Annotated in this window: 18 protein-coding genes; 9 read left to right on the plus strand and 9 right to left on the minus strand. The window is 69.5% G+C overall.

What is annotated here, in order from left to right:
• Positions 1-48: 48 nt before the first annotated feature.
• The gene (locus U4Y91_RS18365; protein WP_321806227.1) at positions 49-1512 is read right to left on the minus strand and encodes a mechanosensitive ion channel family protein; all 1464 of its coding nucleotides are present in this window, start codon (positions 1510-1512) and stop codon (positions 49-51) included.
• A gap of 157 nt (positions 1513-1669) precedes the next feature.
• A complete protein-coding gene (locus tag U4Y91_RS18370; protein ID WP_321806228.1) occupies positions 1670-3469 on the minus strand; it encodes a winged helix-turn-helix domain-containing protein in 1800 nt (599 codons plus the stop codon).
• A gap of 54 nt (positions 3470-3523) precedes the next feature.
• Between U4Y91_RS18370 and U4Y91_RS18375 the strand changes: the two genes are divergently transcribed.
• A complete protein-coding gene (locus U4Y91_RS18375) occupies positions 3524-4396 on the plus strand; it encodes a hypothetical protein (RefSeq protein ID WP_321806229.1) in 873 nt (290 codons plus the stop codon).
• 49 nt (positions 4397-4445) lie between these two features.
• Here U4Y91_RS18375 and U4Y91_RS18380 read toward each other — a convergent pair whose 3' ends face one another.
• The gene (locus tag U4Y91_RS18380) at positions 4446-5267 is read right to left on the minus strand and encodes an alpha/beta hydrolase (protein WP_321806230.1); all 822 of its coding nucleotides are present in this window, start codon (positions 5265-5267) and stop codon (positions 4446-4448) included.
• Positions 5268-5334: 67 nt separating this feature from the next.
• Positions 5335-5760 (minus strand): DUF3331 domain-containing protein, encoded by a 426-nt coding sequence (locus tag U4Y91_RS18385; RefSeq protein ID WP_321806231.1) that lies wholly within the window; start codon positions 5758-5760, stop codon positions 5335-5337.
• 549 nt (positions 5761-6309) lie between these two features.
• Here U4Y91_RS18385 and U4Y91_RS18390 point away from each other — a divergent pair.
• Entirely contained in the window at positions 6310-7131 is an 822-nt protein-coding gene (locus tag U4Y91_RS18390; RefSeq protein WP_321806232.1) for an alpha/beta hydrolase, read from the plus strand.
• A 130-nt stretch (positions 7132-7261) separates the two neighbouring features.
• Here the strand turns inward: U4Y91_RS18390 and U4Y91_RS18395 are convergent, their stop codons facing one another.
• On the minus strand, positions 7262-8842 hold the full coding sequence (locus U4Y91_RS18395) for an MFS transporter (RefSeq protein ID WP_321806233.1): 1581 nt from the start codon (positions 8840-8842) through the stop codon (positions 7262-7264).
• Between the two features lie 83 nt (positions 8843-8925).
• On the opposite strand from U4Y91_RS18395, the gene U4Y91_RS18400 reads away from it, so the two are divergent.
• From U4Y91_RS18400 to U4Y91_RS18410, 3 genes are all read left to right on the plus strand, one after another.
• Positions 8926-9954, plus strand: coding sequence for an HlyD family secretion protein (locus tag U4Y91_RS18400; RefSeq protein WP_321806234.1), 1029 nt, complete (start codon positions 8926-8928; stop codon positions 9952-9954).
• On the plus strand, positions 9951-11393 hold the full coding sequence (locus U4Y91_RS18405; protein WP_321806235.1) for an efflux transporter outer membrane subunit: 1443 nt from the start codon (positions 9951-9953) through the stop codon (positions 11391-11393). Before U4Y91_RS18400 ends, U4Y91_RS18405 begins: the two co-directional genes overlap by 4 nt.
• Positions 11394-11493: 100 nt before the next feature.
• On the plus strand, positions 11494-12513 hold the full coding sequence (locus tag U4Y91_RS18410; protein ID WP_321806236.1) for a LysR family transcriptional regulator: 1020 nt from the start codon (positions 11494-11496) through the stop codon (positions 12511-12513).
• 152 nt (positions 12514-12665) lie between these two features.
• Here the strand turns inward: U4Y91_RS18410 and U4Y91_RS18415 are convergent, their stop codons facing one another.
• From U4Y91_RS18415 to U4Y91_RS18425, 3 genes are all read right to left on the minus strand, one after another.
• Complete coding sequence (locus U4Y91_RS18415) at positions 12666-13322, minus strand: response regulator transcription factor (protein WP_321806237.1); 657 nt, start codon at positions 13320-13322, stop codon at positions 12666-12668.
• A gap of 118 nt (positions 13323-13440) precedes the next feature.
• On the minus strand, positions 13441-13812 hold the full coding sequence (locus tag U4Y91_RS18420; RefSeq protein ID WP_321806238.1) for a response regulator transcription factor: 372 nt from the start codon (positions 13810-13812) through the stop codon (positions 13441-13443).
• 100 nt (positions 13813-13912) lie between these two features.
• Positions 13913-15382: an ATP-binding protein gene (locus U4Y91_RS18425; protein ID WP_321806239.1), complete on the minus strand. Its 1470-nt coding sequence runs from the start codon at positions 15380-15382 to the stop codon at positions 13913-13915.
• A 365-nt stretch (positions 15383-15747) separates the two neighbouring features.
• Between U4Y91_RS18425 and U4Y91_RS18430 the strand changes: the two genes are divergently transcribed.
• Entirely contained in the window at positions 15748-20832 is a 5085-nt protein-coding gene (locus U4Y91_RS18430; RefSeq protein WP_321806240.1) for an AAA family ATPase, read from the plus strand.
• A gap of 49 nt (positions 20833-20881) precedes the next feature.
• Here the strand turns inward: U4Y91_RS18430 and U4Y91_RS18435 are convergent, their stop codons facing one another.
• Complete coding sequence (locus U4Y91_RS18435; RefSeq protein ID WP_321806241.1) at positions 20882-22153, minus strand: NAD(P)/FAD-dependent oxidoreductase; 1272 nt, start codon at positions 22151-22153, stop codon at positions 20882-20884.
• A gap of 208 nt (positions 22154-22361) precedes the next feature.
• Between U4Y91_RS18435 and U4Y91_RS18440 the strand changes: the two genes are divergently transcribed.
• The 3 genes from U4Y91_RS18440 to U4Y91_RS18450 all read left to right on the plus strand — a co-directional run bounded on the left by U4Y91_RS18440 (position 22362) and on the right by U4Y91_RS18450 (position 24481).
• Positions 22362-22634: a UBP-type zinc finger domain-containing protein gene (locus tag U4Y91_RS18440; protein WP_321806242.1), complete on the plus strand. Its 273-nt coding sequence runs from the start codon at positions 22362-22364 to the stop codon at positions 22632-22634.
• Positions 22635-22770: 136 nt separating this feature from the next.
• The gene (locus tag U4Y91_RS18445; protein ID WP_321806243.1) at positions 22771-23253 is read left to right on the plus strand and encodes a VOC family protein; all 483 of its coding nucleotides are present in this window, start codon (positions 22771-22773) and stop codon (positions 23251-23253) included.
• A gap of 1 nt (position 23254) precedes the next feature.
• The gene (locus U4Y91_RS18450) at positions 23255-24481 is read left to right on the plus strand and encodes an FAD binding domain-containing protein (RefSeq protein ID WP_321806244.1); all 1227 of its coding nucleotides are present in this window, start codon (positions 23255-23257) and stop codon (positions 24479-24481) included.
• Positions 24482-24498: the final 17 nt, after the last annotated feature.

The raw sequence follows: 24498 nt of genomic DNA on the forward strand, positions 1-24498 counted from the left end.
CCGCGCGCTCTTCGCGACCGCGACCGCCACCGCCCGCCGCCCGCCGCGTCAGCCGAACGAATCGTGCAGGCGCTTCATCTCCTTCTCGAGCCACTCGATCAGGCTGAACGACGCATGCGCGCTCGCGGCCGGCGGCATCCTCATCTTCTCCTCGGTCGCGATGTGCTCGGTGAGCGATTCGCACATCAGCCGCCCCAGTTCGGGCTTCCGCGCGAGCAGCGGCGACAGGTCGCGACTGCTCAGCTGATAGGCCGTCACGGCCGTCACCGCGTAGACGCTCGCATGCAGCTGCGTGCCGGCGAGCACGACGGACTGGCCGATCGCGTCGCCGGGCGCCATCCGCCTGACTTCCGTGTCGCCCGTCGCGCCCGGCACGAACACCGCTGCGACGCCGGCCGCGACGATCGTCAGCAGGCGCGCGTCGGAATTCGACGCGTAGATCACCTCGCCCTTGTTGAACACGCGTGACGCGAGCGCATCGGCCAGCACCGCCAGGTCCGCGTCGTCGAGCTGCCTGAACAGCTCGACCGCGCGCAGCAGGCGTTGCCCGCGCGACGCCGCACGGGGTGCCGCCGGCGCGCCCGTCAGCGGGCGCAGCGCGACGTCCGCGGCAGCGAGATGCCGGTGGGCCAGATCGTAGAGCCGGTTGCGGACGTCGATCTTTTTCTGCAGCGAGTCGACGTAACAGACGAGTTCGTATTCGATCGAGTTGGTCCTGAACGCCTTGACGACCGGGATCGGCGCCGGGCTGGCGAGCACGTCCAGCGAACTGGCCGCGGCACGCGCGAGCGCATCGACGACGACGGCAGGTCGCGCGTGCGGGTCAATCTCGATCGTCAGCGTCACGCCGTACACGTTCGCCGGTTCGCTCAGGTTGACGATCGCCGCCTTGGCCGCGACGCTGTTCGGCACGACGACCAGATTGCCGAGGCTGTCGATCAGCTTGGTCGCGCGCCAGTTGCTTTCGACGACGCGCCCTTCGAGCGCGCCGATCGCCACCGTATCGCCGAGACGAAACGGCTGCGTGGTATTCAGCACCAGGCCCGAGAACACGTCGTTCAGCGTGTTCTGCACCGCGAGCCCGAGGATGACGGCGACCGCCCCCGACGTCGCGACCACGCCGCTGAGCGGCAGCCCGAGCACGTAGCCCAGCGCGGCGACGGCGGCGGCACCGAACACGGCGCCCGCGGCGATGTCGTGGAACAGCCGCTGGTTGCGCCATGCGCGCGGCAGCAGGAGATGGTCGAGCATCAGGCTGAACACCAGCGCGCACTGCAGCCACCATGCGACGCCGATCACCTGGATCGCGAGCCGGTCGAACCGGTCGGGCGACGGCGGCACCGTGAGCGGGCTCACGCCGGTCGAGAACAGCACGTAGGTCAACGCTGCGAACGATGCGCAGCGCCAGACGGCTTTCGTCGTCGAACGGCCAGCCCCAAGCAGCCGCCAGGCGATCAGGTCGGCAAGAATGATCGGCGCGCCGTAAGCGACCGTGACGGACAGGTTCGGCATGTGGAATGGGCTGAATGCACGCTGCGCGACGGGCGGGGCATGCCGTGGCGTCGCGCCAGCGATGAACGGGCAATCCCCGTCGAGGCAATGTAGAGGGGCCGGCCGGCGAGGTCCTGTGTTCGACCTGAAACGTTCTGAATGCGGCGGCGGCGCGCCGTTACGGCTGGCGCGGCGGCAGTTCGGCCTCGGCCGCCTCGAACCCGAGCGCGTGCACCGCCGACCATGCGTCGTGCGCGATCTGCGTCGGCCCCGACGTATGCGCGAGCGCGGCCGCATACGCGGCCAGCAGCCGCACGCGCGCGTCGGCGCACGCGGGCGTCTCGTCGAGATCGCGCATCGCGTCGAGCGCCGCGCGCGCCCGTTCGCGACACTCGTCCACGAGCGACAGGTCGAACAGGCACGGCACCGCGACCGCCGCCAGCGCGATGCCGACCCGCGCGTCGCCGTTCGGCGAAAACGCCCAGTCGAGCGCCGCGCGCAGATTGCCGAGTTCGCGCCGGATCACGTCGAGCCGCGATTCGGCGCGCAGCCCGTCGGCGCTACCGGGCGCACGCCGGAACAGCGCCAGGAAGTAGTGCGCGTGCGCGTGCGCCGCGGCCGCGCATTCGCCGTTGGTCTCGAGCTGCTGCAGCGCATACGCGCGAGTCGTCGTCAGCAGCCGGTAGCGCGGCACGCCGTGCGCGCTCTCGAGGCTCAGCAGCGACTTCGACACGAGGCCCGCGATCGCGTCGAGCAGCGCCGCGTCGACGAGCCCCTTCGTTCCGACGATGTTGCGCACCGCGTCGATCGAGAAGCTGTCGCGGAACACCCCGAGCCAGCGCAGCAGCAGGCGCTCCGCGTCGCCGAGCAGGCGATAGCTCCAGTCGTACATCGCCTGCAGCGTCTGGTGACGCGGCAAGGCCGTGCGAAAGCCGCCGGTCAGCAGCCGGAAATGGTCGTCGAGATGCGCGGCCAGCACGTCGATGCCGAGCACGGCCGCGCGCGCCGCGGCCAGTTCGATCGCGAGCGGCAGCCCGTCGAGACGCCGGCAGACCGACGCCATCAGCGCCAGGCAGCGTTCGTCGAGCGGAAAGCGCGGATCGGCGGCGCGCGCGCGCGCCGAGAACAGCTGCACCGCGCTCGCGCCAACGGTCTCGCGTTCGTCGGCGCCCTCGCCGGGTACCTCGAGCGGCGGAACCGGACACAGCCGCTCGCCCTGGATCCGCAGCGCCTCGCGGCTGGTCGCCAGCACGCACAAACCGGCATCCGACTCGGTCAGCGCGGTCGCGATCCGCGCGGCGGCATCGAGCAGGTGTTCGCAATTGTCGAGCACGAGCAACATCCGCCGATGCGCGACGCTGGCGAGCACGGCTTCGAGCGTCAGCGACCCGGCCGGGTGCACGAGGCCCAACGCGCCGGCCAGGGCGTCGGGCACGAATTGCGGGCACGCCACCGTGGCCAGCGATACGAACGCGGCGCCATCCGGAAAGCGCGCTTCGGCCCGCATGGCCGCTTCGAGCGCTACCCGCGTCTTGCCGATGCCGCCCGCACCGACCAGCGTCACGACGCGCGCGGTGTCGAGCGCCGCGAGGACGTCCGCGACCGTCTGCTCGCGGCCGATGAGTGCGGTCGGCGCGGGCGCCAGCCGCGATGTCGCGGGACGCACGGGCGCCGCGGCCGGCGCTTGCGCTTGCCCGCCGACCAGCCGGTAGCCGCGCCCCGGCACCGTGATGATCAGGTTCCGGTCGTGGGCGAGCGCCTTGCGCAACGCGGCGACATGCACCTGCAGGTTGTTTTCCTCCACGACCGTGTGCGGCCACACGCGCTGCATGATCTCGTCTTTCGATACCAGGGCGCCGTTCGCTCGAATCAGGAGTTCGAGAATTTCGAATGCGCGACTGCCGATTCGCAGCAGTTTGCCGTTCGAGCGAATTTCACGTCTGTCGAGGAAAACGTGAAGTGTTCCAATCCGGATCATTTGAATTCTTAATCGCTTTCCATTCGTCGATGCCCTGTCGGAAATGACACCGGTTTGATGCAGATGCTACGGCATTTTAAGCATCCATTGATTCAAATTATTAGAAGCCAAAGAGCAAATTTTTTGAATCGACGGCAACCGCGAGCGGCCGCCGCAGGCCGGCATTCGCGCTGCACCTTGTCCGGCGCCGCGCATCACGGCTTCCGGCGCCGGCAACAGGCGAAACAGCGATTCACCGATGAACCTCTTTGGTGTGGTAAAAGCGCCGCCATTCCTGATTCGTTTTTGCAGCGAATCATTTGCTGTGGCGATTTGAATGAATTACGCCGATGTTGCGGGAAAAACTTTTGTTCCTGCATGCGATGCGCGTGTTCGCATTTGCATCGATCATCGGTATGCGCCGCGCACATCGCATTCGATGCCGAATTGCTGTACGCCGCCGCGTTGTTCCATGGCATCGGGCTGACGGAAGGCCAGCGGCACAGGCGCCGGCGCGACGAAATCGACGGGCGCGAACGTCGCGCACGCGTTTCCCGTTTCTCGTTTCCCGGCGGATACGGCGTCGCCGCCGAAGACGCGGCCGCGGTACGGCGCGCGATCGCGCTGCACGCGGCCGTCGGCATTCATCCGTACATGACACTGCTGACGGCATTGCGTGGCGCGGGTGTCGAAGCGGATCTCTTTACGCTGCGTTGCGACGAGGTGGGCCGCGCCAAAACACGCCAAAACGCGACGAGATCGTGCAGGCGTGGCAACGGGGCCCGGGCTTCAAGGCGCCGTTCCTCGAGGCACATGCCGCGGGCACCCGCGCATCGCCCCGAAACCGCGTTCGCCAACGTATGCGCCGACGTGCCCGAGCGTTGCGACCCGGGCTATCGTCGGACGAATTTCCGCGGCCTGGTGCTCGGATCGAAATGGGCGGAGTGAGTGCGAGCGGCCGGCCGTGCCCGCTTCGCCGCACCGCTCCGCCGCCGCATCATGCGCGGACGAACGCCAGCAGTTCGTCGTTCAGGCGTTGCGCGTGCGTCAGATACAGCGCGTGCGGCCCGCCCTCGTAGACGCTCAGTGTCGCTCGCGGCACGCGCTTCGCGGTCGCGGCACCCGTCAGCGCCAGCGGCACCGTCTGGTCGTCGTCGCCGTGAATCACGAGTGTCGGCACGTCGAACCGGTCGAGATCCGCCCTGAAATCGGTTTCGGAAAACGCCCCGACGCAATCGAGCGTGCCCTTCAAGCCGGCCTGCAACGCCATGAAGGTCGTCCAGTCGAGCGCCGCGCGCGAGATCGTCGACGCGGGCCGGTTCGAACCGGTGAACAGCGGCCAGAAGTTTTCGAGGAACGCCGCGCGATCCGCGACGATGCCCGAGCGAATGCCGTCGAACACGGCAACGTCGACACCGTCGGGATGATCGTCGCGGCGTGCGACCAGCGGCGTCACCGCGCCGATCAGCACGGCTTTCGCGAGGTACCGCGTACCGTGCCGGCCGATGTAGCGCGCCACCTCGCCGCCGCCCATCGAAAAGCCGACGAGCGTCACGTCGCGCAGCCCGAGCGTCTCGATCAGCGTCGCGAGATCGTCGGCCAGCGTGTCGTAGTCGTAACCCGTCCACGGCTGGCCGGAGCGGCCGAAGCCGCGCCGGTCGTAGGCGATGCAGCGCATGCCGTGCGACGCGAGATGATGCATCTGGACGTCCCACATGTCCGCATTCAGCGGCCAGCCGTGAATGAACACGACCGGGCGGCCGGCGCCCCAGTCCTTGTAGTGAATCGAAACGCCGTCGCGTGTCGTGAACGTGCTCATGCGGATCCCTCGGTGGTGAAAAGGCGGCCGCCGGCCGGTGCCGACGGACGGCGCGCGGGGTGCCGCGTCATGACCGCGGCAGCCTGGCGATGAAGCGGTTCAGCTCGGACGTGAGGATCACGTCCCGATAGTTCGCCGGGCGCTTCGCGCCGCGCCATTGCGGCTTGTAGATCGCGTCGCCGGCACGGATCGTGATGCCGGTCAGCGCGCAGCGCCCGAGACCGCGCGACTTGGCGCTGATCCAGCGCTGCTCGTCGTAGCGAAAGCGCGTGGGATCGCTCCACGATATCAGGACCGACGAATCGGTCTGCCGCTCGGCCGCGACGATCGCGCACCGGCGGCGCATGCCGCCGCTCGACGCGGCCGGCACTTCGTCGCGGTGGCGACGGCACGCGGCGTCCGGGTCGCGAAGTGGCGGCGGTGCGTGGCGACGCGCGGCGGGCGACGGGTCGAGCAGCGTCATCACGTGTTCCCAGCGATTGAAGGCGTCCATGGCGGCGTATCCGGGCAAGTGGCGACGGGCCGGATGTCTCGCACCCGCACGCATCGCGATGCGTCATCCGCCGACGCGAACCGGCAAGACCCGCGACTGGATGACCTGATGCCGACGATAACGGGCCGCCGCTGAAGAGTCTTTACGCCGGGCTTAATTTTTCTGGCGGGCGCGCTCGCGTGGCGCGCGGCGGCCGCGTTCATGACAATTCAGCACGATTTCAGTACGCGCCGCGCGGTCGCGGGATAGCCTCCTGTCGGCGTTCGTTCGTGCCCTTGCGTGCCTGCCGGCGCGCGAACGCGAACGCGCCGGCCGCCCGCGCGAGCGCCGCTCGCGGGCAGATCCGAAACCCTTCAAATCCAACGCGGCACCATTGCACCGCACGTTCAAGGAGTCCTCATGCGTCCCGCAGATCACGACGCCATTCCCTCGGCGCGCCGCCGAGACATGCTGCTGGCCGGCGCGACCGCCGTTGCCGCCGCCGCGCTGCCGGCCGCTGCCGCCGCCGCCCCCAAACACGCCGCTTCCGCCCATCAAGGAGCCCATGCGATGAACACGATCACCACCAAAGACGGTACGCAGATTTACTACAAGGACTGGGGCAGCGGCCGTCCGGTCGTGTTCTCGCACGGCTGGCCGCTGTGCGCCGATGCGTGGGACGCGCAGATGCTGTTCCTCGTGCAGCACGGCTACCGCGTGATCGCGCACGACCGGCGCGGTCACGGCCGCTCGAGCCAGCCGTCGCAAGGCAACGACATGGACACGTACGCCGACGACCTGGCGGCGCTGATGAATGCGCTCGACCTGCGCGAGGCTACGCTCATCGGCCATTCCACCGGCGGCGGCGAAGTCGCGCACTACATCGGCCGGCATGGCACGAAGCGCGTGGCGAAGGCCGTGCTGATCGGCGCGGTGCCGCCGCAGATGGTGAAATCGGCGTCGAATCCGGGCGGCCTGCCGATGGACGTGTTCGACGGCATCCGCAAGAACGTCGCCGAGAACCGTTCGCAGTTCTACAAGGATCTCGCGGTGCCGTTCTTCGGCTTCAACCGGCCGAACGTCAAGGTGTCGCAAGGCACGATCGACGCGTTCTGGGCGCAAGGCATGATGGGCGGCGTGTACGGCCAGTATCAGTGCGTCAGGGAATTCTCCGAGGTCGACTACACCGAGGACCTGAAGAAGATCGACGTGCCGACGCTGATCCTGCACGGCGACGACGACCAGATCGTGCCGATCGACGATTCGGCGCGCCTGTCCGCGAAGATCGTGAAGCACGCGCAGCTGAAGGTGATCCCCGGCGGCGCGCACGGGATGTGCGTCGTCAACGCCGACCTGATCAATGCTGAACTGCTCGCGTTCCTGAAGGCGTAAGCGCTGCGGCACGGCGCGCGCGGCCCTGGCGCCGGCGCGCCGTTCAGGAAGATTCAGGAATTTTCAGCCCGGCGCCATTCCGTCGCGGCGAGCGCGATCGCTAAGATCGTCGCTGCGCGATGCCGGGTGCTCATGGCGCGCGCGCCGGCCTGAGCAGGATGCCGATCAACACCCCCGCGACGGCGAACGCCATCGCGACCCGGAAATTGTCCGCGAGCGCGAGCGTGGTCGCCTGGACCCGGACCGCCCGGTCGAGCAGCGCATAGGTCGCCTGGTCGCCCGTGGCGAAGGTGGCGCCGTGCGACACGAGCGACGCCGCGCCAGCCCGCAGCCGCGCGAGCGTTTGCGGATCGGACAGCGTGACATGCAGACCGACGAGATTCGAATGGGTAGCCTCCATGATGCGCTGGATCACCGCGATCGACGTCGTGCCGAGCTGCCCGCTCAGCAGGCGCGTCGTCTGCACGACGGCGCCGAACGTCAGCGCGTGCTCGGCCGTCACATGCTTGCCGAAGAAGAAGATGACCGACGTGAGCGCCATCGTCTGGCCCAGCGCCTGGAGCAGTTGCGACGGGATGAAGTCGGGCTCGGCCCACGCGGGCGTGAGACGCGCGCCGAGCGCGAACGCGACCGCCACCATCAGGAAACCGGCCACGATCAGCCGGCGCGGATCGACGCGCTGCAGCAGCCACGCGACGCACGGCGCGAACAGCAATTGCGGAATCGCGATCCAGCGCAGCGTATCGCCGATCTGCAGCGGGCGAAGCCCGTAGGTGCTCGCGAGAAACACCGACGGAATGAAGCTCGTGTTGAGCACGGTGAAGCGCACGAGACCGACGAGCAGGATCAGCAGCGCGACGTTGGGCAGCGCGAGGTAGCCGAGATCGAGCCCGGCCTGCCGGGACGTGAGTTCGTGGATCAGGAACGCGGCAATCATCAGGATGCCGATGCACAGCAGCGCGACGATCAGCGGCGACTGGAACCAGAACAGCCGTTCGCCCTGGTCGAGCGCGATGCACAGGCACGCGAACCCGCCGGCGCCGAGCAGCATGCCGCGCGTGTCGATGCCGGACACGAAACGCTTGACCGGCTCGTTCGACAGCGACAGCAGCAGGCAGACGATGAACGGCACCGTCAGCAGCGCGTTCTGCCAGAACAGCCAGCGCCAGCTCAGGTGTTCGCTGTACCAGCCTTCGAGCGTCGCGGACAGGTTCAGCGACATCTCGAGGTTCATCGCATACGCGGCGATGCCGAACGGAATCAGCCGCGGCGGCAGCGTGCGGACGACGAACCCGACGGTGAGCGGCACGAACACGCCGGACGCGAAGCCGGCGAGGCTCTGGAACGCGATGAAGGTGCCGAAGTTCGTGCACAGCGGCAGCACGGTTTCGACGACGAGAAACACCGAGGCGCCCGCCAGCAGCACGCGGCGCGTGCCGAACACGAAGGCCGCCGCGATCGCGAGTGGGCCGACGAACATCTGCGACGCGGTGAACGCCGTGTTGATCCACGCGCCTTCGTCGAACCCGACGCCGAGCGCGCCGCGCACGTCGGCGAGCCCGAGCGACGTGATGCGCGACGTCAGCGTCGCGATGATCGCGCCGAGCAGCACGGACGCGATCGCGGCGATCGAGCGAAACGTCGGTATGTCGGCGGCCGGCGCGGCGGCCGGGCCCGGCGTCGCGCCACCGGGGGCGAACGTGGTGTTCATCGTCGAGCGGCTCCCGCATATGAGGCTCGCGCAAGCATAGCGCGATACGAAGAAAGTCGTCCGTACGATGGAGTATCCCGATCATGACCCCGAACCCGCCGGACTCGCCGTCCGTTCCCGCCGCGCGTTCGCGCAAGTGGCCGGTCGTGCTGATCGCCGCCGGCGCGCTGCTGCTCGTCGCGCTGCTGGTCTACGAATACGATGCGCACGAACGCGGCACCGACGACGCGTACGTGACCGGCCATCTGCACGTGATCTCGCCGCGCGTGGCCGGCACGGTCGAGCGCGTGCTGGTGGACGACAACCGGTTCGTGCATGCGGGCGAGCCGCTCGTGCGGCTCGACCCGCGCGATTTCGACGTGCGCGTCGCGCTGCAGCGGGCGCGCGTCGCGCAGGCACACGCCGATGCGAGCCGCGCGAAGGCGCTGGTCGAGCAGGCCGACGCGACGCGCGTGTCGGCGCATGCGGATGCCGAGAAGGCCGAGCTCGATTACGCGCGGGCCCGCGAGCTCACCCGCGAAACGCCGCGCGGGCTGTCGCAGCAGGAATTCGATGCGGCCAACGCGGCCCGCAAGTCGGCCCGCGCGCGCATCGACGCGGCCGACGCGCAATGGCGCAGCGCGCAGGCCGCGTGGCAGGCGGCGGCCGCCGTGTCGAACCAGAACGACGCCGAATTGCGCGACGCGGAACTCCAGTTGCAATACACGACCGTCGTGGCGCCGTCGGACGGTTATGTCGGCAAGAAGACCGTCGAGACCGGCGAGCACGTCGCGCCCGGCCAGGCGCTGCTCACGCTCGTCGAGCCGCACCCGTGGGTGGTCGCGAACTTCCGCGAAACCCAGCTGCGGCACGTGCGCACCGGCGACGCCGTGCAATTGCGCTTCGACGCGCTGCCGGAGCGGACCTTCAGCGGCCATGTCGACAGCCTGTCGCCCGCGACCGGCGGGCAGTTTTCCCTGCTGCCGCCCGACAACGCGACCGGCAACTTCACGAAGGTCACGCAGCGGGTGCCCGTCAAGATCCTGCTCGACGGGCAAGCAGCGACCGAGCCGCGCATCCGGCCCGGCCTGTCGGTCGTCGTCACGCTGCAGCGCGAGCGCACGCAGCCATGATCCGCATCGCCACCCCGTTCGCCGCCCTGCTCGCCGCCGGCCTGCTGAGCGCGTGCACGATCGCGCCGCGGCCGCTTGCACCCGTCCCGGTCGGACCGGCCCCGTTCCGCCATGCGGATGCGGCGGACCCACCCGCCGCGCCGCTCGCCGAGTGGCCCTCATGGTTCGGCGCGCCGCCGCTCGTCACGCTCGTCGAGGCCGCGCTCGCCGGCAATCCCGACCTTCGCGCCGCCGCGGCGCGCGTCGACCAGGCGCAGGCGCTGCTCGGCGTGCGCGAAGCCGCGCTGGCGCCCACCGTCGGCGTCGCGCCGTCGTTCAGCCGCTCGCGCGTGTCGGGCACGGTCGACAACGCATTGCCGAAACGCACGATGCACAACTGGTCGGTGCCGTTCACCGCGAGCTACGAAGTCGATCTGTGGGGGCGCCTGCGCGGCGACGCCGAGATCGGCCGGCAGAACGTGCTGCAAGCGGACGCGGATCGCGCGGCGGTACGCCTGCGCGTGGCGACCGACGTCGCGACCGACTACCTGACGCTCCATTTCGTCGAACAGGATCTCGCGACGCTCGCGCGCGCGATCGAGCTGCGCCGCACCGCGCTCGACGTGATCGCCGCGCGCGTGCGGGCCGGCGCGGCGAGCGATCTCGACGCGCTGCGCGCGTCGGCCGATCTCGATACGGCACGCGCCGATCTCGCGGACAGCCGGCGGCTGCGCGAGAACCTCGTCGACGCGCTCGCCGTACTGACCGGCGTGTCGCCGACCGCATTCGCCGTCGCGCCCACCGCATCGCTCGTGCGCGTGCCGGACGTGCCGCCCGGCCTGCCGTCCGCGCTGCTCGCGCAACGGCCGGACGTCTACGCGGCCGCGCGCCGTGCCGACGCGGCGTCGCTCGAGATCGGCGTCGCCCGCACCGCCTGGCTGCCGACGTTGACGCTGACCGCGCAGGGCGGTTTCGCGAGCCGCGATCTCGGCACGTTTCTCGATCGCAACAGTTCGCTGTGGGGGCTCGGCGCGAGCGTCGCCGAAACGCTGTTCGACGGCGGCAAGCGCGACGCCGCGGTGGCCGCCGCGACGGCCGGCGCGGACCTCGCCGACGCGAACTATCGCGCGACCGCGCTCGGCGCGCTGCGCGAGGTTCAGGACGCGCTCAACGACATCGCCGCGCAGAAGGAGCGGATCGCGCGCTACGACAGCGCGGCGCGCGCCACCGAGGCGGCCGCGCGGTTGTCGCTGAGCCGTTATGCGCACGGCTACGTCAGCTATCTCGAGGTGATCGACGCGGACCGCGATGCACTGAGTGCGCAACGCCAGCTGATTCACAGCCGCCAGTCGCTCGCCATCGCGACGATCGGCCTGGTGCGCGCGCTGGGCGGCGGATGGACGCCGCCGGCGTCGGTGTCTGCGCCGGCCGACGACGCACGTCGCGCCGGACGCTTCTGACGCTGCACGAACGCGCGCTGCGCGTTCGCCGGAACGGCCTCAGACGTTTTCATACCGCTCTTAAGCTTACCTAACGTTTTTTGTGTTGTTGCGCGCGAGCGTGCCGCATACATTGCTCCCATACGCATTCACCGGAGCGGGACGTGACATGGATCGCCTGAAAGCGCTCGAGATACTCAAGACGGTTGCCGAACAAGGCAGCTTCACGAAAGCCGCCGACACCCTGCGGCTCGGCGTGCCGTGCATCAGCCGCACCATCCAGTGCCTCGAAACGTCGCTCGGCGTGCTGCTGTTTCATCGCACGACGCGCAAGGTGACGCTGACGCGCGCCGGCCACGACGTGCTCGAACAGGCGATCGCGCTGCTGGAGCAGTACGAGCATTTTTCCGTGTGCTGTCACATCCATGCAAGCGACGTGCAGGGCGACATCGCGATCGAGGTCTCGAACCTGTTCAGCGCCGATCGGCTGGTGCCGGTGCTCGCCGATTTCAATCGGCAGCATCCGCTCGTGCGTCTCCGCATCGACTGGGTCGATCATCCGAGCGCGGCGTTCAGCGGCGCCGCGGACCTGTCGATCGTCACCGACCGGACGTCGAGCGTGACCTGCGTCGAGCGGCGCCTGGGACGCATCGCGATGGGCCTGTACGCGAGCCCGCGGTTTCGCGCCGCGGCCGGCGCACCGGACGATCCGCGCTCGCTCGAACGCCTGGACGCGCACGGCGGCAAACCGGGCAGCAGCAGTTCGGCGTGGCCGCTGCGGCACCGGCGCACGGGCGCAACCGCCGAGATCAGGCTGGCCGGCGCGATACGCTCGAATTGCCTCGACACCTTGATTCGAGCGACGACGCGCGGCACCGGCTTCGCCGTGCTGCCGGAACATCTCGCGCGGCCGCTCGAGCGCGACGGCGAACTCGTTCGCCTGCTGCCCGACTGGCAGGTCGGCGATCTCGACGCATCGCTGCTCTACCACTCGCGCCGCAACCTGCCCGCGCGCATCAGGACGCTCGCCGAACATCTCGTCGCCGCGTTCGACGGCGGCGGCGACCCGCGGCCGGCCGCCCGGCACGACGCACGCGCGGTCGCGCATGCCGCCGATGCCGGCCGCGAAGTGGCCGCATGAACGTCGCCGTTCGCGGCATCGGGCGCCGCGCCGACGCGCGCATGCCGATGCCGTCGCGTCGAACGGGCCGGCGCGCCTGCTCAGTTGCCTGCTCAGTTGCCTGCTCAGTCACCCGCTCAGTTGCCTACTCAGTCGCCTACTCAGTCGCCCGCTCAGCCGCCCACCCCCGCCGGGCGCACGCCGAGCGCTTCGGCCTGGCGCACGAGATCCGGCAGCGTGCGGACCCGCATCTTCTTCATCACCTGCGCACGATGCACCTTCACCGTGATTTCCTGCAGCCCGAGATTCGACGCGATCTGCTTGTTCATCAGGCCCGCGATCACCTGGCTCATGACTTCGCGTTCGCGCGGCGTCAACGACGCATAGGCCTGCCGCACCGCATCCAGCGCACGCTCGCGCGCGAGGCGTTCGCCGTCGCGGGCCAGCGCGCGGCCGACGGCATCGAGCATCGTGTCGTCGTCGAACGGTTTCGTCAGGAAATCGAGCGCACCGCCCTTCATCGCCTTGACGGTGGTGGCCACGTCGCCGTAACCCGTCATGAACAGGATCGGCACGTTCAGGCCCGCGCGCACCGCTTCCTCCTGGACGGCCAGCCCGCTCTCGTCGGCCAGGCGCACGTCGAGGATCAGGCAGCTCGGCACGTCGGGCCGCTCGAATGCAAGGAACGCGCGCGACGACGCGAACGTCTCGACGCGAAACCCGGCCGAACGCAACAGCGCGCTCAGCGCGCGCCGCAGCGTTTCGTCGTCGTCGACCACATAGACGATCGGCGCGGGATCGCCCGCGCCCTGGTGACGGTTCGAAGTCATATCCGGCGTGCTCGCCATCGCATTCCTCGTGTAGGCATCCGCTTCATTATCGAATGATAAACCGAGAAAAGTCCGGGCGGACACGCCGACGCGCGCGGCATGACGGCGGACGCGCCGCTCACGCGGGCGGTGTGCCGGATGCGATCTGATCGATCAGGTTGAGCAGGTCGTCCGATGGAAACGGCTTGCGCAGGAACGCGACCGCACCTTGCGCGTGCGCCCGGCGGACCGACTCGTCGTCGCCGTGCGCCGACATCAGGATGACCGGCAGCGCCGCGTTGCGCTGCACCAGCAGGCGCTGGACGTCGAGACCGCCCAGCCCTTTCATCTTCAGGTCGAGCAGCACGCACGCCGCGTCGTCCAGCGGGCCGGTCGCGAGAAATTCCTCGCCCGACGCGAACGGCAATGCGGTGTGGCCCGCCGATTTCAGCAGGCTGGCAAGACTCTTTCGGACCGACGCATCGTCATCGATGATGCAAACAAGGGCCATGAAATAAGAACCTAAATGGTGTCAATCGAGGTGATCGCCGTGCAGTTCATGCCGCATCGACAGGCGCCGCCGCGGCGCGCCAGGTCGCGCAGCCCGGCTGTCACGCCCACGACCCGGCGACCGGCACGGCCGGCGCCGGCTGCAGCGCGTCCGCGTGCGGGTCGGCCGCAAACGACGCGCAGCGCGCGTGGAGACGCCCGGCTTCGCCCGACTCCGCCAGTTTCTCGAGCGCATACGCGCGCACGACCTCGAGCAGCGAGTAGCGCTTCGACAGTCCGACCGAATGAACGACCAGCAGCGATTTCGACGCCAGGCTGACGAGACAGTCCAGCACATCGTCCGCACCCAGTTCGTTGCAGGCGGCCAGCGCGCAGGCCGCGTCGAGCCGGAACGCATCCGGAAACACCGCGAGGCGGCACAGCACGGTGCGCTCCATGTCGTCGAGCAGCCGATAGCTCCACTCGATGGTGGCCCTGAGCGTCTGCTGGCGCGGGTGCGCCGTGCGCAGGCCGCCGGACAGCGACAGCACCGACTTGTCGAGATCCGCCGCCAGCCCCTGGATGCCGAGCGACGCGACACGGGCCGCGCCGAGCTCGAGTGCGAGCGGCAGGCCGCTCAGGCGGCGGCAGAGGGTCGCGATCGCGTCGAGCGTCTTCGCATCCGCCGGAAGATCCGTACCCATCGCGCGCGCCCGCGCCAGGAACATCCGGACCGCGCCGCTCGCGACGATGTCGTCGGCGTTCGCGCCGGCCGGCGGCAACGACAGCGGCCCGACGCGATAGACCCGCTCGCCCGCCACCCGCAAGGGCTCCCGGCTCGTCACGACGAGTATCGCGCCAGGGTTCGCGTCCGCGATCGCTTCGCTCAGGTCCGCCAGTTCGTCGACGTACTGCTCGGCGTTGTCGAACACGAGCACGACGCGCTGCTCGCCGATCGCCCGGACGACGTCGGCGGGACCCGCGCCCGGGCCGCCCGCCAGGTCGAACGCGTCCAGCACCGCGCACGCCAAGGTCGCGTCGGCCTGTTGGCCGGCCAGGTCGACCCGGACCATCTCGATCCCGTGCGCCATCGACCAGGCCGTCGCAACCTCCAGCGCCAGATGCGTCTTGCCGACGCCGCCGGGGCCGACCAGCGTGACGAGCGCCTCGCGATCGAGCAGCCCGTGCAGCTCGGCCGCTTCCAGCTCCCGGCCAATCATCGGACATTTGCGCGGCGCCGCACTCGCGCGGAAACTGCCTGCCGAGTCGAACGCGATCGGCGGCCGGTCGCCGATCGCGTGGTCGGCGGGCGGCGCGAGCCGGTAGCCGCGGCCCGATTCGGTCCGGATCCACCCGTGCTTGCCGCCGAACAGCTTGCGCAGCGTCGAGACGTGGACCTGGATGTTGTTCTCGACCACGATCGTGTTCGGCCACACGGCCTGCATGATCTCGTCCTTCGACACGAGCCGGCCGGCCGCCTTCACCAGCAGTTCGAGGATCTCGAACGCCCGGGCGCCGATATACCGGGGCTGCCCGTCGACGCAGACTTCGCGGCATTCAAGGGAAACCGTCACCTGTCCGAACGTGTACATGATCCGCACTCGCTTATGCTGCCTGCCACCTCGCGCCGCCTCGCGAGGCGACGCGCTCCTGGGTTGCCCGTCCGGCCATGCCGATGCATGCCGGGAGGCGTGACCGTATCGTAGGTCGCAACCGGCGCCGCGAATATTATCCATAGGTTTAAGTCCGGCCCCGGCCGGCCGCCGGCGCGCAAGGGCGCAGGAGCGCGGGGGTACTGCAAAATCCCGCGGGCTGTCGGACAATGCACGGGTCGCCGCCCGAACGCGCGCGACCGAGCCCGGCCGATCCCGCATCGCGAGCCGGTTCCACCCTCCTCCACCCAGCCCGCCGCCCCACCGTGAATCAGCCCTTGCGTGACCCGGACGACACGAATCGAATGGATGCCGAATGGCTCGCGCGTGCCCGCCTGTCGAACGTGGTGCGCTCGGGCGACGTCCTGACGTTCGACCTGACCGACCCCGCGACGGGGCGCGTGTGGCCGGCGTGCCAGACCAGCTGGGAATTCGATCAGCGCTGCCGGCAGTTCGAGCAGGAATATGCGTTGACCGGGATCCTGGACCCGGCCTGGGCGCTCATGCCGGTGGCGCTGATCCGCGCGGCCGACGGCCCGGTGCTCGTCCATCCGCGCCTGGACATGCGTGCGTTCGACACGCTGACCGACGGCCGGCTGCCGCTCGACGCCTTTCTCGAAACGGCGATCGGCGCCGCCCGCACGCTCGGCGAACTGCATCGGCGCGGCTGGCTGCATGGCGATCTCCAGCCGGCCAGTTTCGTCATCGCACCGGACGGCACCGTCATGCTCCGCTCGTTCGCCCATGCCCGGGAGCGCGCCACGCAGCAGGCGGCGGACCGCACGATGCGCACGGATTTCGCCGCGTACGCCGCGCCGGAAGTCTCGGCAGGCGCGTCCGTCGACGAGCGTGCCGACCTGTACGCGTTCGGCATCACGCTGTTCCGCCTGCTGACGGGCGCGATGCCCTACAAGGCCGCGTCGACGTCCGACTGGGTCCACGCGCACGTCGCGATCCAACCGTCGCCGCCCGCGGCGTTTCGCGGCGACGTGCCCGCCATCCTGAACGATCTGATCCTGAAGCTGATCGCCAAGGAACCCGCCGATCGCTACCCGTCCTGTGAAGCGGTGCAGCACGATCTCGAACGGATCCTGCACGACTGGCTCGCCGCGGGGCGCGTCGAGCCCTTCGCGCTCGGCGGCTGCGATCCGTTCGCCGGTCTGCACACACCCGACCTGCCGGTCGGCCGTGACGCGGAAATTCACCTGCTCGAAGGGATCCTGGAGACCGTCACGCGCACCGGCGAGTCGGCCATCGTGCTGGTCGGCGGACCGGCCGGCGTCGGCAAGACCGCGCTCGCCGAACACTTCGTGCGTCATGCGCGCGCCGCGTCGCGCACCGCCTGGTTCGCGTCGGCCACGGTCGACCGGTTCCAGCCCGCGCGGCCGTATGCGCCCGTGCTGCAGGCGCTGCGCACGCTGTTCGGCAGCGCGCTGGCCAGGCGCGACGACGAAATCGCGGCGATCGCCGCGCGGCTGCGCGACTGCGTGGGCCGTCAGGCCAGTCTTCTTGCGGCGATCTTCCCGGAAACCGGGTGGCTGCTCGACGTCGAGCCCGTCGCGTTCGACCCGACCGACGCGATCCCCGAATTTCATCTGTGCCAGATCGTCGTGAATGCATTCCGCGCGTTCGCGGCGCCGGGCGAGCCGCTCGTCATGACACTGGACGACATCCAGTGGGCCGACGACGCGACGCTCGCGTTCCTCGCATCGATCGCGCTCGATCCGCCGGCCCATGTCTGCATCGTTGCCAGCTATCGGAGCGGGCCGCCGCATGACGACGCGCCGGCGTTCCGGCGCCTGCTCGAGCAGCTCGATTCCGCCCGCGTCGCGTCGCTGACGCTGGCGCCGCTCGATACGCCCGACGTCACGCGCCTGCTCGCCGGCATGCTCGGCGAGGCGCCGGCCCGCTTGTCCGGGCTCGGCGACATCGTTCATCGCAGGACGGGCGGCAATCCCTTCTATATCCAGCAGCTACTGCGCACGCTGATCGACGAGCAGCTGCTCGGCTACGATCCGGTGCGGCAAACGTGGCAATGGAATGCGGACGACATCGACGCGCGCCACGAGACCGAGAACGTCGTGAGCCTGCTCGCGGTCCGGATGCAGCGCTTGCCACACGAAACGAGAACACTGCTGGCGCTGATGGCCTGTATCGGCATCGATATCGACGAAGCGCTGTTGCGCGCGGCCGCCGACAAAACGCTGGCCGAACTCCGCTTCTGGCTGGACCCGGCGCGCCGGATGGGTCTCGTGTCGCTCTCCGGCGACCGCTGGCGCTTCGCTCACGACCGCATCCTCGAGGCCGTCTACGCACTCACGGGGCGCCCGGAGCGCGCGCTGCGCCACGCCCGGATCGCCGCCGCGATGCTCGCACGCGCGAACCCGCCGTCACCCGACTCCTTGCTGGCGCTCGCCGCCCAGATCGAACTGGCGCAAGGCGTGCCGCTCGACGACACGCTCGCGCTCGCGTTCGCGGGTGCGCTCGCCGACGCCGCGGAGGCCGCGGCCACGGCCGCCGCGCGCGATCGTGCGTTGTCGTTTCTCGCGTCGGCGCAATCGCTGCTCGGCCCGCATGCCTGGTCGCAACACTACGGCCTCGCCAGCCGGATCGGCATCCTGCGCAGCGGCCTGCTGCTCGCGACCGGCGAAACCGCGCAGGCGTCCGACGCGATCGACACGCTCATCGCGCGTACGCGCACGCCCGCCGACCGGGCCGAGGCGCATCGGCTGAAGGCCGCGCAGCTCACGGTGGAGTCGCACTACCGGCAAGCCATCGACGTCGCGCTGGCCGGGCTGGCGCTGCTCGGCGTCGAACTGCCGGCCGAGCCGTCCGGGGCCGATCTCGATGCGGCCTGCGATGCGGTGCGCGCGGCGCTCGACGGCCGCGCCATCGCCGACCTGGTCGACCTGCCCGTGATGACCGACACGCGCGTCGAAGCCACGATGGCGCTGCTGACCGCGCTCGAGGCCGCGATGTTCTATCCGAGCGGCGGGCTGATGCTGCTCCATTTCGCGACGATGGTGCGGCTGACGCTGCGCCACGGTGTCACTGCCGCGTCGGTACAGGGGCTCGCGTGGTATGGCGTCAGCATCGCCGGGCACCACAACGCGTATGAAGACGGCTTCGAATTCGCGAAGGTCGCGCTCGCGCTGGTCGATCGCCACGGCTTCGAACGCTATCGCTCCGCCACGCTGATCGCACTCGACCAGGTGAGCGTCTGGACCCGGCCGCTGTCCTATGCACTCGAACGCGCGCGCGAGGCGAAAGCGGCCGGCAATGCGAGCGCCGAGCTGCGCTGGATGTGCTACAGCTGCAACCACATCGTCAGCGACCTGCTGTCGATGGGCGAAGCGCTGCCCGCGATCCGTGACGAAATCGACCCGCTGCTGGAGATCGCGCGCGGCGCACACTACGACGACATCGTCGATCTCGTCTCCACCCAGTCGGAATTCATCGACGCGCTGCAGTTCGGCCACGACCGGATGATCGGCACGTGGCGTGCCCGTGCGTCGACCCGGACCCCGATGTCGGTGCTGGCGTTCTGGACCGACGTGCTCGTCGGCCAGGCGGCGTTCATCTTCGGCGACGCGGCGACGGCGCACGCATCGCTCGAGGCGGCCGCGTCGAGCGCGTGGTCGACGCCCGCGCACATCATGTTGTCCGATTTCCACCTGTTCGGCGTGCTGGCCGGCATCGCCGCCGACGACGGCACCACGCCTCCCGAACGCATGCTCGAGCGCTTCGCGCCGCAGCGCGCCAGGTTCGCGACGTGGAGCGCGCGAAATCCGGGCACGTTTCTCAACAAGCTCGCGCTGATCGATGCCGAGTTCGCGCGCCTGCGCGGCGAGCACGTCGTCGCGATGCAGCAGTACGAAACGTCGGCCAGTCTCGCGGCGGAACACGGCTTCGTGCACGAACAGGCGCTCGCGCACGAACGGGCCGCGCAGCATGCCGCGTCGCTCGGGCTCGCCGGCCAGGCCCGTCATCAGTTGCGGCTCGCCCATGCGTGCTACCGGCGCTGGGGCGCGACCGGCAAGACGCGGGCGATGGAAGCGCAGCATCCGTTCCTCGTGATGGATCCGTCGCCGGGCGGCCCGGCCGCGCCCGCGCGCGAGGACCTCGATTTCGCGCTCGCGATGCGCGCAGCCCATTCGTTGTCCGAAGAAATCGTGCTGGAGCGCCTGATCCAGACGCTGATGCGCAACATGCTCGTGTATGCCGGCGCGCGCTATGGCCTGCTGCTGCTCACCCGGCACGACCGGCTGACCATCGAGGCGGTGGCGCGCATCGCGGGCAGCGACGTGATCGTCGACATCGCCCGCAGCGAACCCGCGGAACAGGATGTGCCGCTGTCGATCCTGAACACCGTCGCGCGCACCCGCAAGCCGATCGTGCTCGCGAATGCGCAGCGCGACGGCGTTCCCGATCACGTCGACAGCCTGCGCGCGCACCCGACGCGCTCGCTGTTCTGCCTTCCGCTGTTGAAACAGGGCGCGCTGGTCGGCGTGCTGTATCTCGAGAATGCACTGAGCAACGGCGTGTTCTCGCCGCGGCGCATCGCGATGCTGGAAGTGCTCGCGCCGCAGGCCGCCAACGCGCTCGAATCCGCGCGACTCTACGCGGAACTGATCGACGAAAACGCCCGCCGGGTCGAGACCGAAGCCGCGCTGCGGCACGCGCGCACCGAGCTCGCGCGCACCGCGCACATGACGGTGATGGGCGAACTCGCCGCATCGATCGCGCACGAGATCAATCAGCCGCTGACGAGCATCGTGTCGAGCGCCGGCGCAGGCATGCGCTGGTTGCGCGGCCCGCAACCCGATCTCGGCGAGGCGCTCGCGAGCCTGGAGGACATCCGTGTGTCCGGCGTGCGCGCGGCCGACATCGTCCGCGCGTTGCGATCGCTCGCGCGCCAGGCACCGCCCGCGCTGGCGCCGGTCGCGATCGACGACCTGATTCGCGACATGCTGCGCCTCACCGCGACGGAAATCGACGCGAAGCAGGTGGTGCTGCGCGTCGACCTGCACTGCGACGGCGTGCCCGCGATGGCCGACCGCACCCAGATCCAGCAGGTGATCCTCAACCTCGTCACCAATGCACTCGACGCGATGGACGGACTCGTCGCGCCGCGCGAACTCGAGATCGCCTCGCAGGTCGAGGACGGCCATGCGGTCGTCCGCATCGCCGACCGCGGCGCCGGCATCGATGCGGACATCGCGAATCGCATCTTCGATCCGTTCTTCACGACGAAGTCGCACGGCATGGGGATGGGCCTCGCGATCTGCCGTTCGATCATCGAGGCGCATGGCGGCACGCTCGAAGCGGCGCCGCGCGACGGGCACGGGACCATGATGACGTTCCGGCTGCCGGTTTCGGCGCCCCGTTGATACCGGCCCATGCGCGCCAGAGGCAGCGGCGGCGCCGGCATCGCACTGCTCAGTTTGCGCGCGGCCGGTGCGCGTCCTCGCCGAGGAACTGGTGCACGAAGGTCACGGCCATCGCGCCTTCGCCGACCGCCGACGCCACCCGCTTGACCGACCCCGACCGGACGTCGCCCGCCGCGAACGAACCGGGCACGCTCGTTTCCAGATGGTAGGGCCGGCGCTCGAGCGGCCACACGCGCTCGAACGCGGGACAGTCGTACAGGTCGCTGCCGGTGACCAGATAGCCGCCCGCGTTGCGGATGATGTCCGTATCCTTCGCCCATTCCGTGTTCGGCGCACCGCCGATGCAGACGAACAGGTGCGTGGCCGGCAGCACCTCGCGCGCGCCGTCGTCCGAGCGCAGCACGATCGCTTCGAGGCGGCCGTCGCCGTGGAGCGCGTCGACATTCGAGCGGTACCGGACCGTCACGTTCGGCGTGCGCTCGATCCGGTCGACCAGGTAATGCGACAGTGTTGCCGCCAGCGATGCGCCGCGGACGATCATCGTGACTTCGCGCGCGTGCCGCGCGAAATTCATCGCGGCCTGGCCCGCCGAGTTGCCGCCGCCGACGATGAACACGTGCTTGCCTTCGCACATCGGCGCCTCGCTCGAACCCGCGCCGTAGAACAGGCCGGCGTTGAGAAACCGCTGTTCGTCGGGCAGGCCGAGGCTGCGATATTCGATCCCGGTCGCGCAGATGTTCGTGCGCGCGGTCAGGATCGCGCCGTCGGCCAGGTCGACGCGAATCTTGCCGCCGACGAACGTCGCGTGCACGCCCTCGCGCATCATCAGCAGCTCGACGCCGAATTTCACGGCCTGCTGGCGGGCCCGCTCGGCCAGCTCGGCGCCCGGAATGCCGTCCGGAAACCCCATGTAGTTCTCGATCATCGAACTCGTTCCCGCCTGCCCGCCGATCGCGTCGCGCTCGATCACGACGGCGCGCAGCCCTTCCGACGCCGCATAGACGGCCGCCGACAGGCCGGCCGGACCGGCGCCGTAGATCGACACGTCGTACTCGACGAAGCGCGGCCGGGCGACCCAGCCGAGCTTCGCGGCAATCTCCGGCAGCGTCGGCTGGTAGAGGCACGTGCCGTCCGGGAAGACCACGGCCGGCAGCCGGATGTCGGCGAGCGGCGCGATGCCCAGTTCGCGCATGCAGTCGGTGTCGGACGTCAGTTCGCACCATGCGTACTCGACCACGCCGCGCTTCAGGAAATCGCGAATTGCGTAGGCTTCCTTGCTGTTCGGCAAGCCGATGACCTTGACATGCTGAGACTGCGTCATGAATCCCTCCCGGTGACTGCGCTGCCGCATTTCAATGCCGGCCGCACTGGCGACTGTACGTCCTCGTCGCCTTCGCGCCGCCGCGGTTAACAAGAATTAAGGTCGGCTCGCGCCGCGCGCCGTCCACAATGAAGCCCGTCCACCTCCGCTTGCAGCGTCGTGCCGGCCGCGCTGCGAGCACCCTGCGGCGCCGGCATCGGAGCGAAAGATGACCACGACCTGCACGCATCTCGGCGAAGCACGCGTCCTGAACACCGACAAGCACACCTGCGAGGCATGCGTGAAGTCCGGCAGCCAGTGGGTGCATCTGCGCCTGTGCCTGACCTGCGGGCAGGTCGGCTGCTGCGACTCGTCGCCGAATCGCCACGCGAGCCGGCATTTTCACGACACCGGCCACCCGCTCGCGCGTTCGATCGAACCCGGCGAGCGCTGGGTATGGTGCTACGCGGACAACGTCATGGCCGGCGAGATCACGTCGTAACGCCCGCCGCGCGGCGGCATCCGGCACCGTTTCCGGCTGCGGGTAAACACCGTTCGATCGCGGCTTCTGGCCGTCGTTTTTTTCGACTATAGTTTATCGAACGATAACTTATCGAATGATAAACACGAGGTCCGCCATGCCTGTATCCAGACTCGCGCATTACTCGATCCGCACACTCGATCTCGAACGATCGTGCCGGTTCTACGAACGTGTGCTCGGCTTCGAACGCGGCTATCGCCCGCCGTTCGACTTTCCCGGCGCATGGCTCTACAAGGGCGGCGACGAAGCCGACTACGGCATCGTCCACATCATCGGCGTCGATCCGGACAACCCGGACGGGCTCGCGGCGTATCTCGGCGACAAGGCGCTGCCGGCCACCGGCACGGGCACCGTCGACCACATCGCGTTCCTCGCGACCGGCGTCGAAGCCATGTGGGGCACGCTGCGCGCCGAGAACGTCCCGTGGCGCGACCGCACGGTGCCGAGCCTCGGGCTGCATCAGATCTTCATCGAGGACCCGTCCGGCGTGACGATCGAACTCAACTTTCCTGCCGCCGAAGTCGCCGGCCTGACGCTTCCCGACACGGCCGCATCGGCCGGCATCGCTCACGGAGACTGATATGAACCACAGCATTTCGACCCGCCGCAAGGCTGCGATCGTCGGCGGCTCGCTGGGCGGCCTGTTCGCCGCGAACCTCCTGCTGCGCAACGGCTGGGACGTCGACGTGTTCGAACGCGTGCCCGAGGCGCTGTCGGGCCGCGGCGCAGGCATCGTCACGCATCCGGAGCTGTTCGACGTGATGCGCGCCGCGGGCGTGCGCATCGATGCGTCGATCGGTGTCGAGGTCGAGTCGCGCATCACGCTGTCGCAGGACGGCACCGTCGAGTCGGCGCGCCGGCTGCCGCAGACGCTCACCGCGTGGAGCAAGATGTATCACGTGCTGCGCGCGGCGCTACCCGATCAGCATTACCACGCGGGCGCCGTCGTGACCGACGTCGCGGACGGGCCGGCGCACGCGTGCGTCGCGCTGTCCGACGGCTCGGTCGTGCACGCCGATCTCGTCATCGCCGCCGACGGGTTCCGCTCCGCGATCCGCGAGCGGCTGCTGCCGGACGCGCGGCTTCAATACGCGGGCTACGTCGCGTGGCGCGGGCTGGTCGACGAAACCGCGCTGTCGGACGCGACCCACGCGAGCCTGTTCAACAAGTTCGCGTTCGGCCTGCCGCCGCACGAGCAGATCCTCGGCTACCCGGTCGCCGGCCAGGGCAACAGCACGCAACCCGGCGCGCGCCGCTACAACTTCGTCTGGTATCGCGCGACGCGCGAAGACACCGACCTGCCGAACCTGCTGACCGACGAGACCGGCAAGCTGTGGGCGGGCGGCATTCCGCCGACGCTGATCCGGCGCGACGTCCTCGCCGATCTCGAGGACGCGGCCGACGCGCTGCTCGCGCCGCAGTTCGCCGAAGTCGTCGCACGCGCGACGCAACCGCTGTTCCAGCCGATCTACGACCTCGAAGTGCCGCGCATGGCATTCGGCCGGATCGCGCTGCTCGGCGACGCCGCGTTCGTCGCGCGGCCGCATTGCGGAATGGGCGTCACGAAGGCGGCCGGCGATGCGCTGGCACTCGCCGCGGCACTCGGCACGCGCGCCGACACGCTCGACGCATTGAGCGACTACAGCGAAACGCGCACCGCCTTCGGCGTCGCGATCGTGCAGCACGCGCGCCATCTCGGCGCCTACATGCAGGCGCAACTGAAAAACGACATCGAGCGCGAAATGGCCGAGCGCTATCGCACGCCGGAAGTCGTGATGCGGGAAACCGCCGTGCCGCCGCATTTCTGAGCCGCATTTCTGAGCCG

It is taken from the genome of Burkholderia sp. BCC1993 (assembly GCF_905339865.1).
In the GTDB taxonomy this organism is placed as follows: domain Bacteria; phylum Pseudomonadota; class Gammaproteobacteria; order Burkholderiales; family Burkholderiaceae; genus Burkholderia.

Bases quoted from the DNA above. Each gene is read 5' to 3' on its own strand.
- U4Y91_RS18405 (WP_321806235.1), top strand. From the start codon at position 9,951: ATGATCCGCATCGCCACCCCGTTCGCCGCCCTGCTCGCCGCCGGCCTG.
- U4Y91_RS18440 (WP_321806242.1), top strand. From the start codon at position 22,362: ATGACCACGACCTGCACGCATCTCGGCGAAGCACGCGTCCTGAACACC.
- U4Y91_RS18430 (WP_321806240.1), top strand. From the start codon at position 15,748: ATGGATGCCGAATGGCTCGCGCGTGCCCGCCTGTCGAACGTGGTGCGC.
- U4Y91_RS18400 (WP_321806234.1), top strand. From the start codon at position 8,926: ATGACCCCGAACCCGCCGGACTCGCCGTCCGTTCCCGCCGCGCGTTCG.
- U4Y91_RS18365 (WP_321806227.1), bottom strand. From the start codon at position 1,512: ATGCCGAACCTGTCCGTCACGGTCGCTTACGGCGCGCCGATCATTCTT.
- U4Y91_RS18420 (WP_321806238.1), bottom strand. From the start codon at position 13,812: ATGGCCCTTGTTTGCATCATCGATGACGATGCGTCGGTCCGAAAGAGT.
- U4Y91_RS18415 (WP_321806237.1), bottom strand. From the start codon at position 13,322: ATGACTTCGAACCGTCACCAGGGCGCGGGCGATCCCGCGCCGATCGTC.
- U4Y91_RS18395 (WP_321806233.1), bottom strand. From the start codon at position 8,842: ATGAACACCACGTTCGCCCCCGGTGGCGCGACGCCGGGCCCGGCCGCC.
- U4Y91_RS18385 (WP_321806231.1), bottom strand. From the start codon at position 5,760: ATGGACGCCTTCAATCGCTGGGAACACGTGATGACGCTGCTCGACCCG.
- U4Y91_RS18370 (WP_321806228.1), bottom strand. From the start codon at position 3,469: ATGATCCGGATTGGAACACTTCACGTTTTCCTCGACAGACGTGAAATT.
- U4Y91_RS18390 (WP_321806232.1), top strand. From the start codon at position 6,310: ATGAACACGATCACCACCAAAGACGGTACGCAGATTTACTACAAGGAC.
- U4Y91_RS18435 (WP_321806241.1), bottom strand. From the start codon at position 22,153: ATGACGCAGTCTCAGCATGTCAAGGTCATCGGCTTGCCGAACAGCAAG.
- U4Y91_RS18425 (WP_321806239.1), bottom strand. From the start codon at position 15,382: ATGTACACGTTCGGACAGGTGACGGTTTCCCTTGAATGCCGCGAAGTC.
- U4Y91_RS18450 (WP_321806244.1), top strand. From the start codon at position 23,255: ATGAACCACAGCATTTCGACCCGCCGCAAGGCTGCGATCGTCGGCGGC.
- U4Y91_RS18380 (WP_321806230.1), bottom strand. From the start codon at position 5,267: ATGAGCACGTTCACGACACGCGACGGCGTTTCGATTCACTACAAGGAC.
- U4Y91_RS18445 (WP_321806243.1), top strand. From the start codon at position 22,771: ATGCCTGTATCCAGACTCGCGCATTACTCGATCCGCACACTCGATCTC.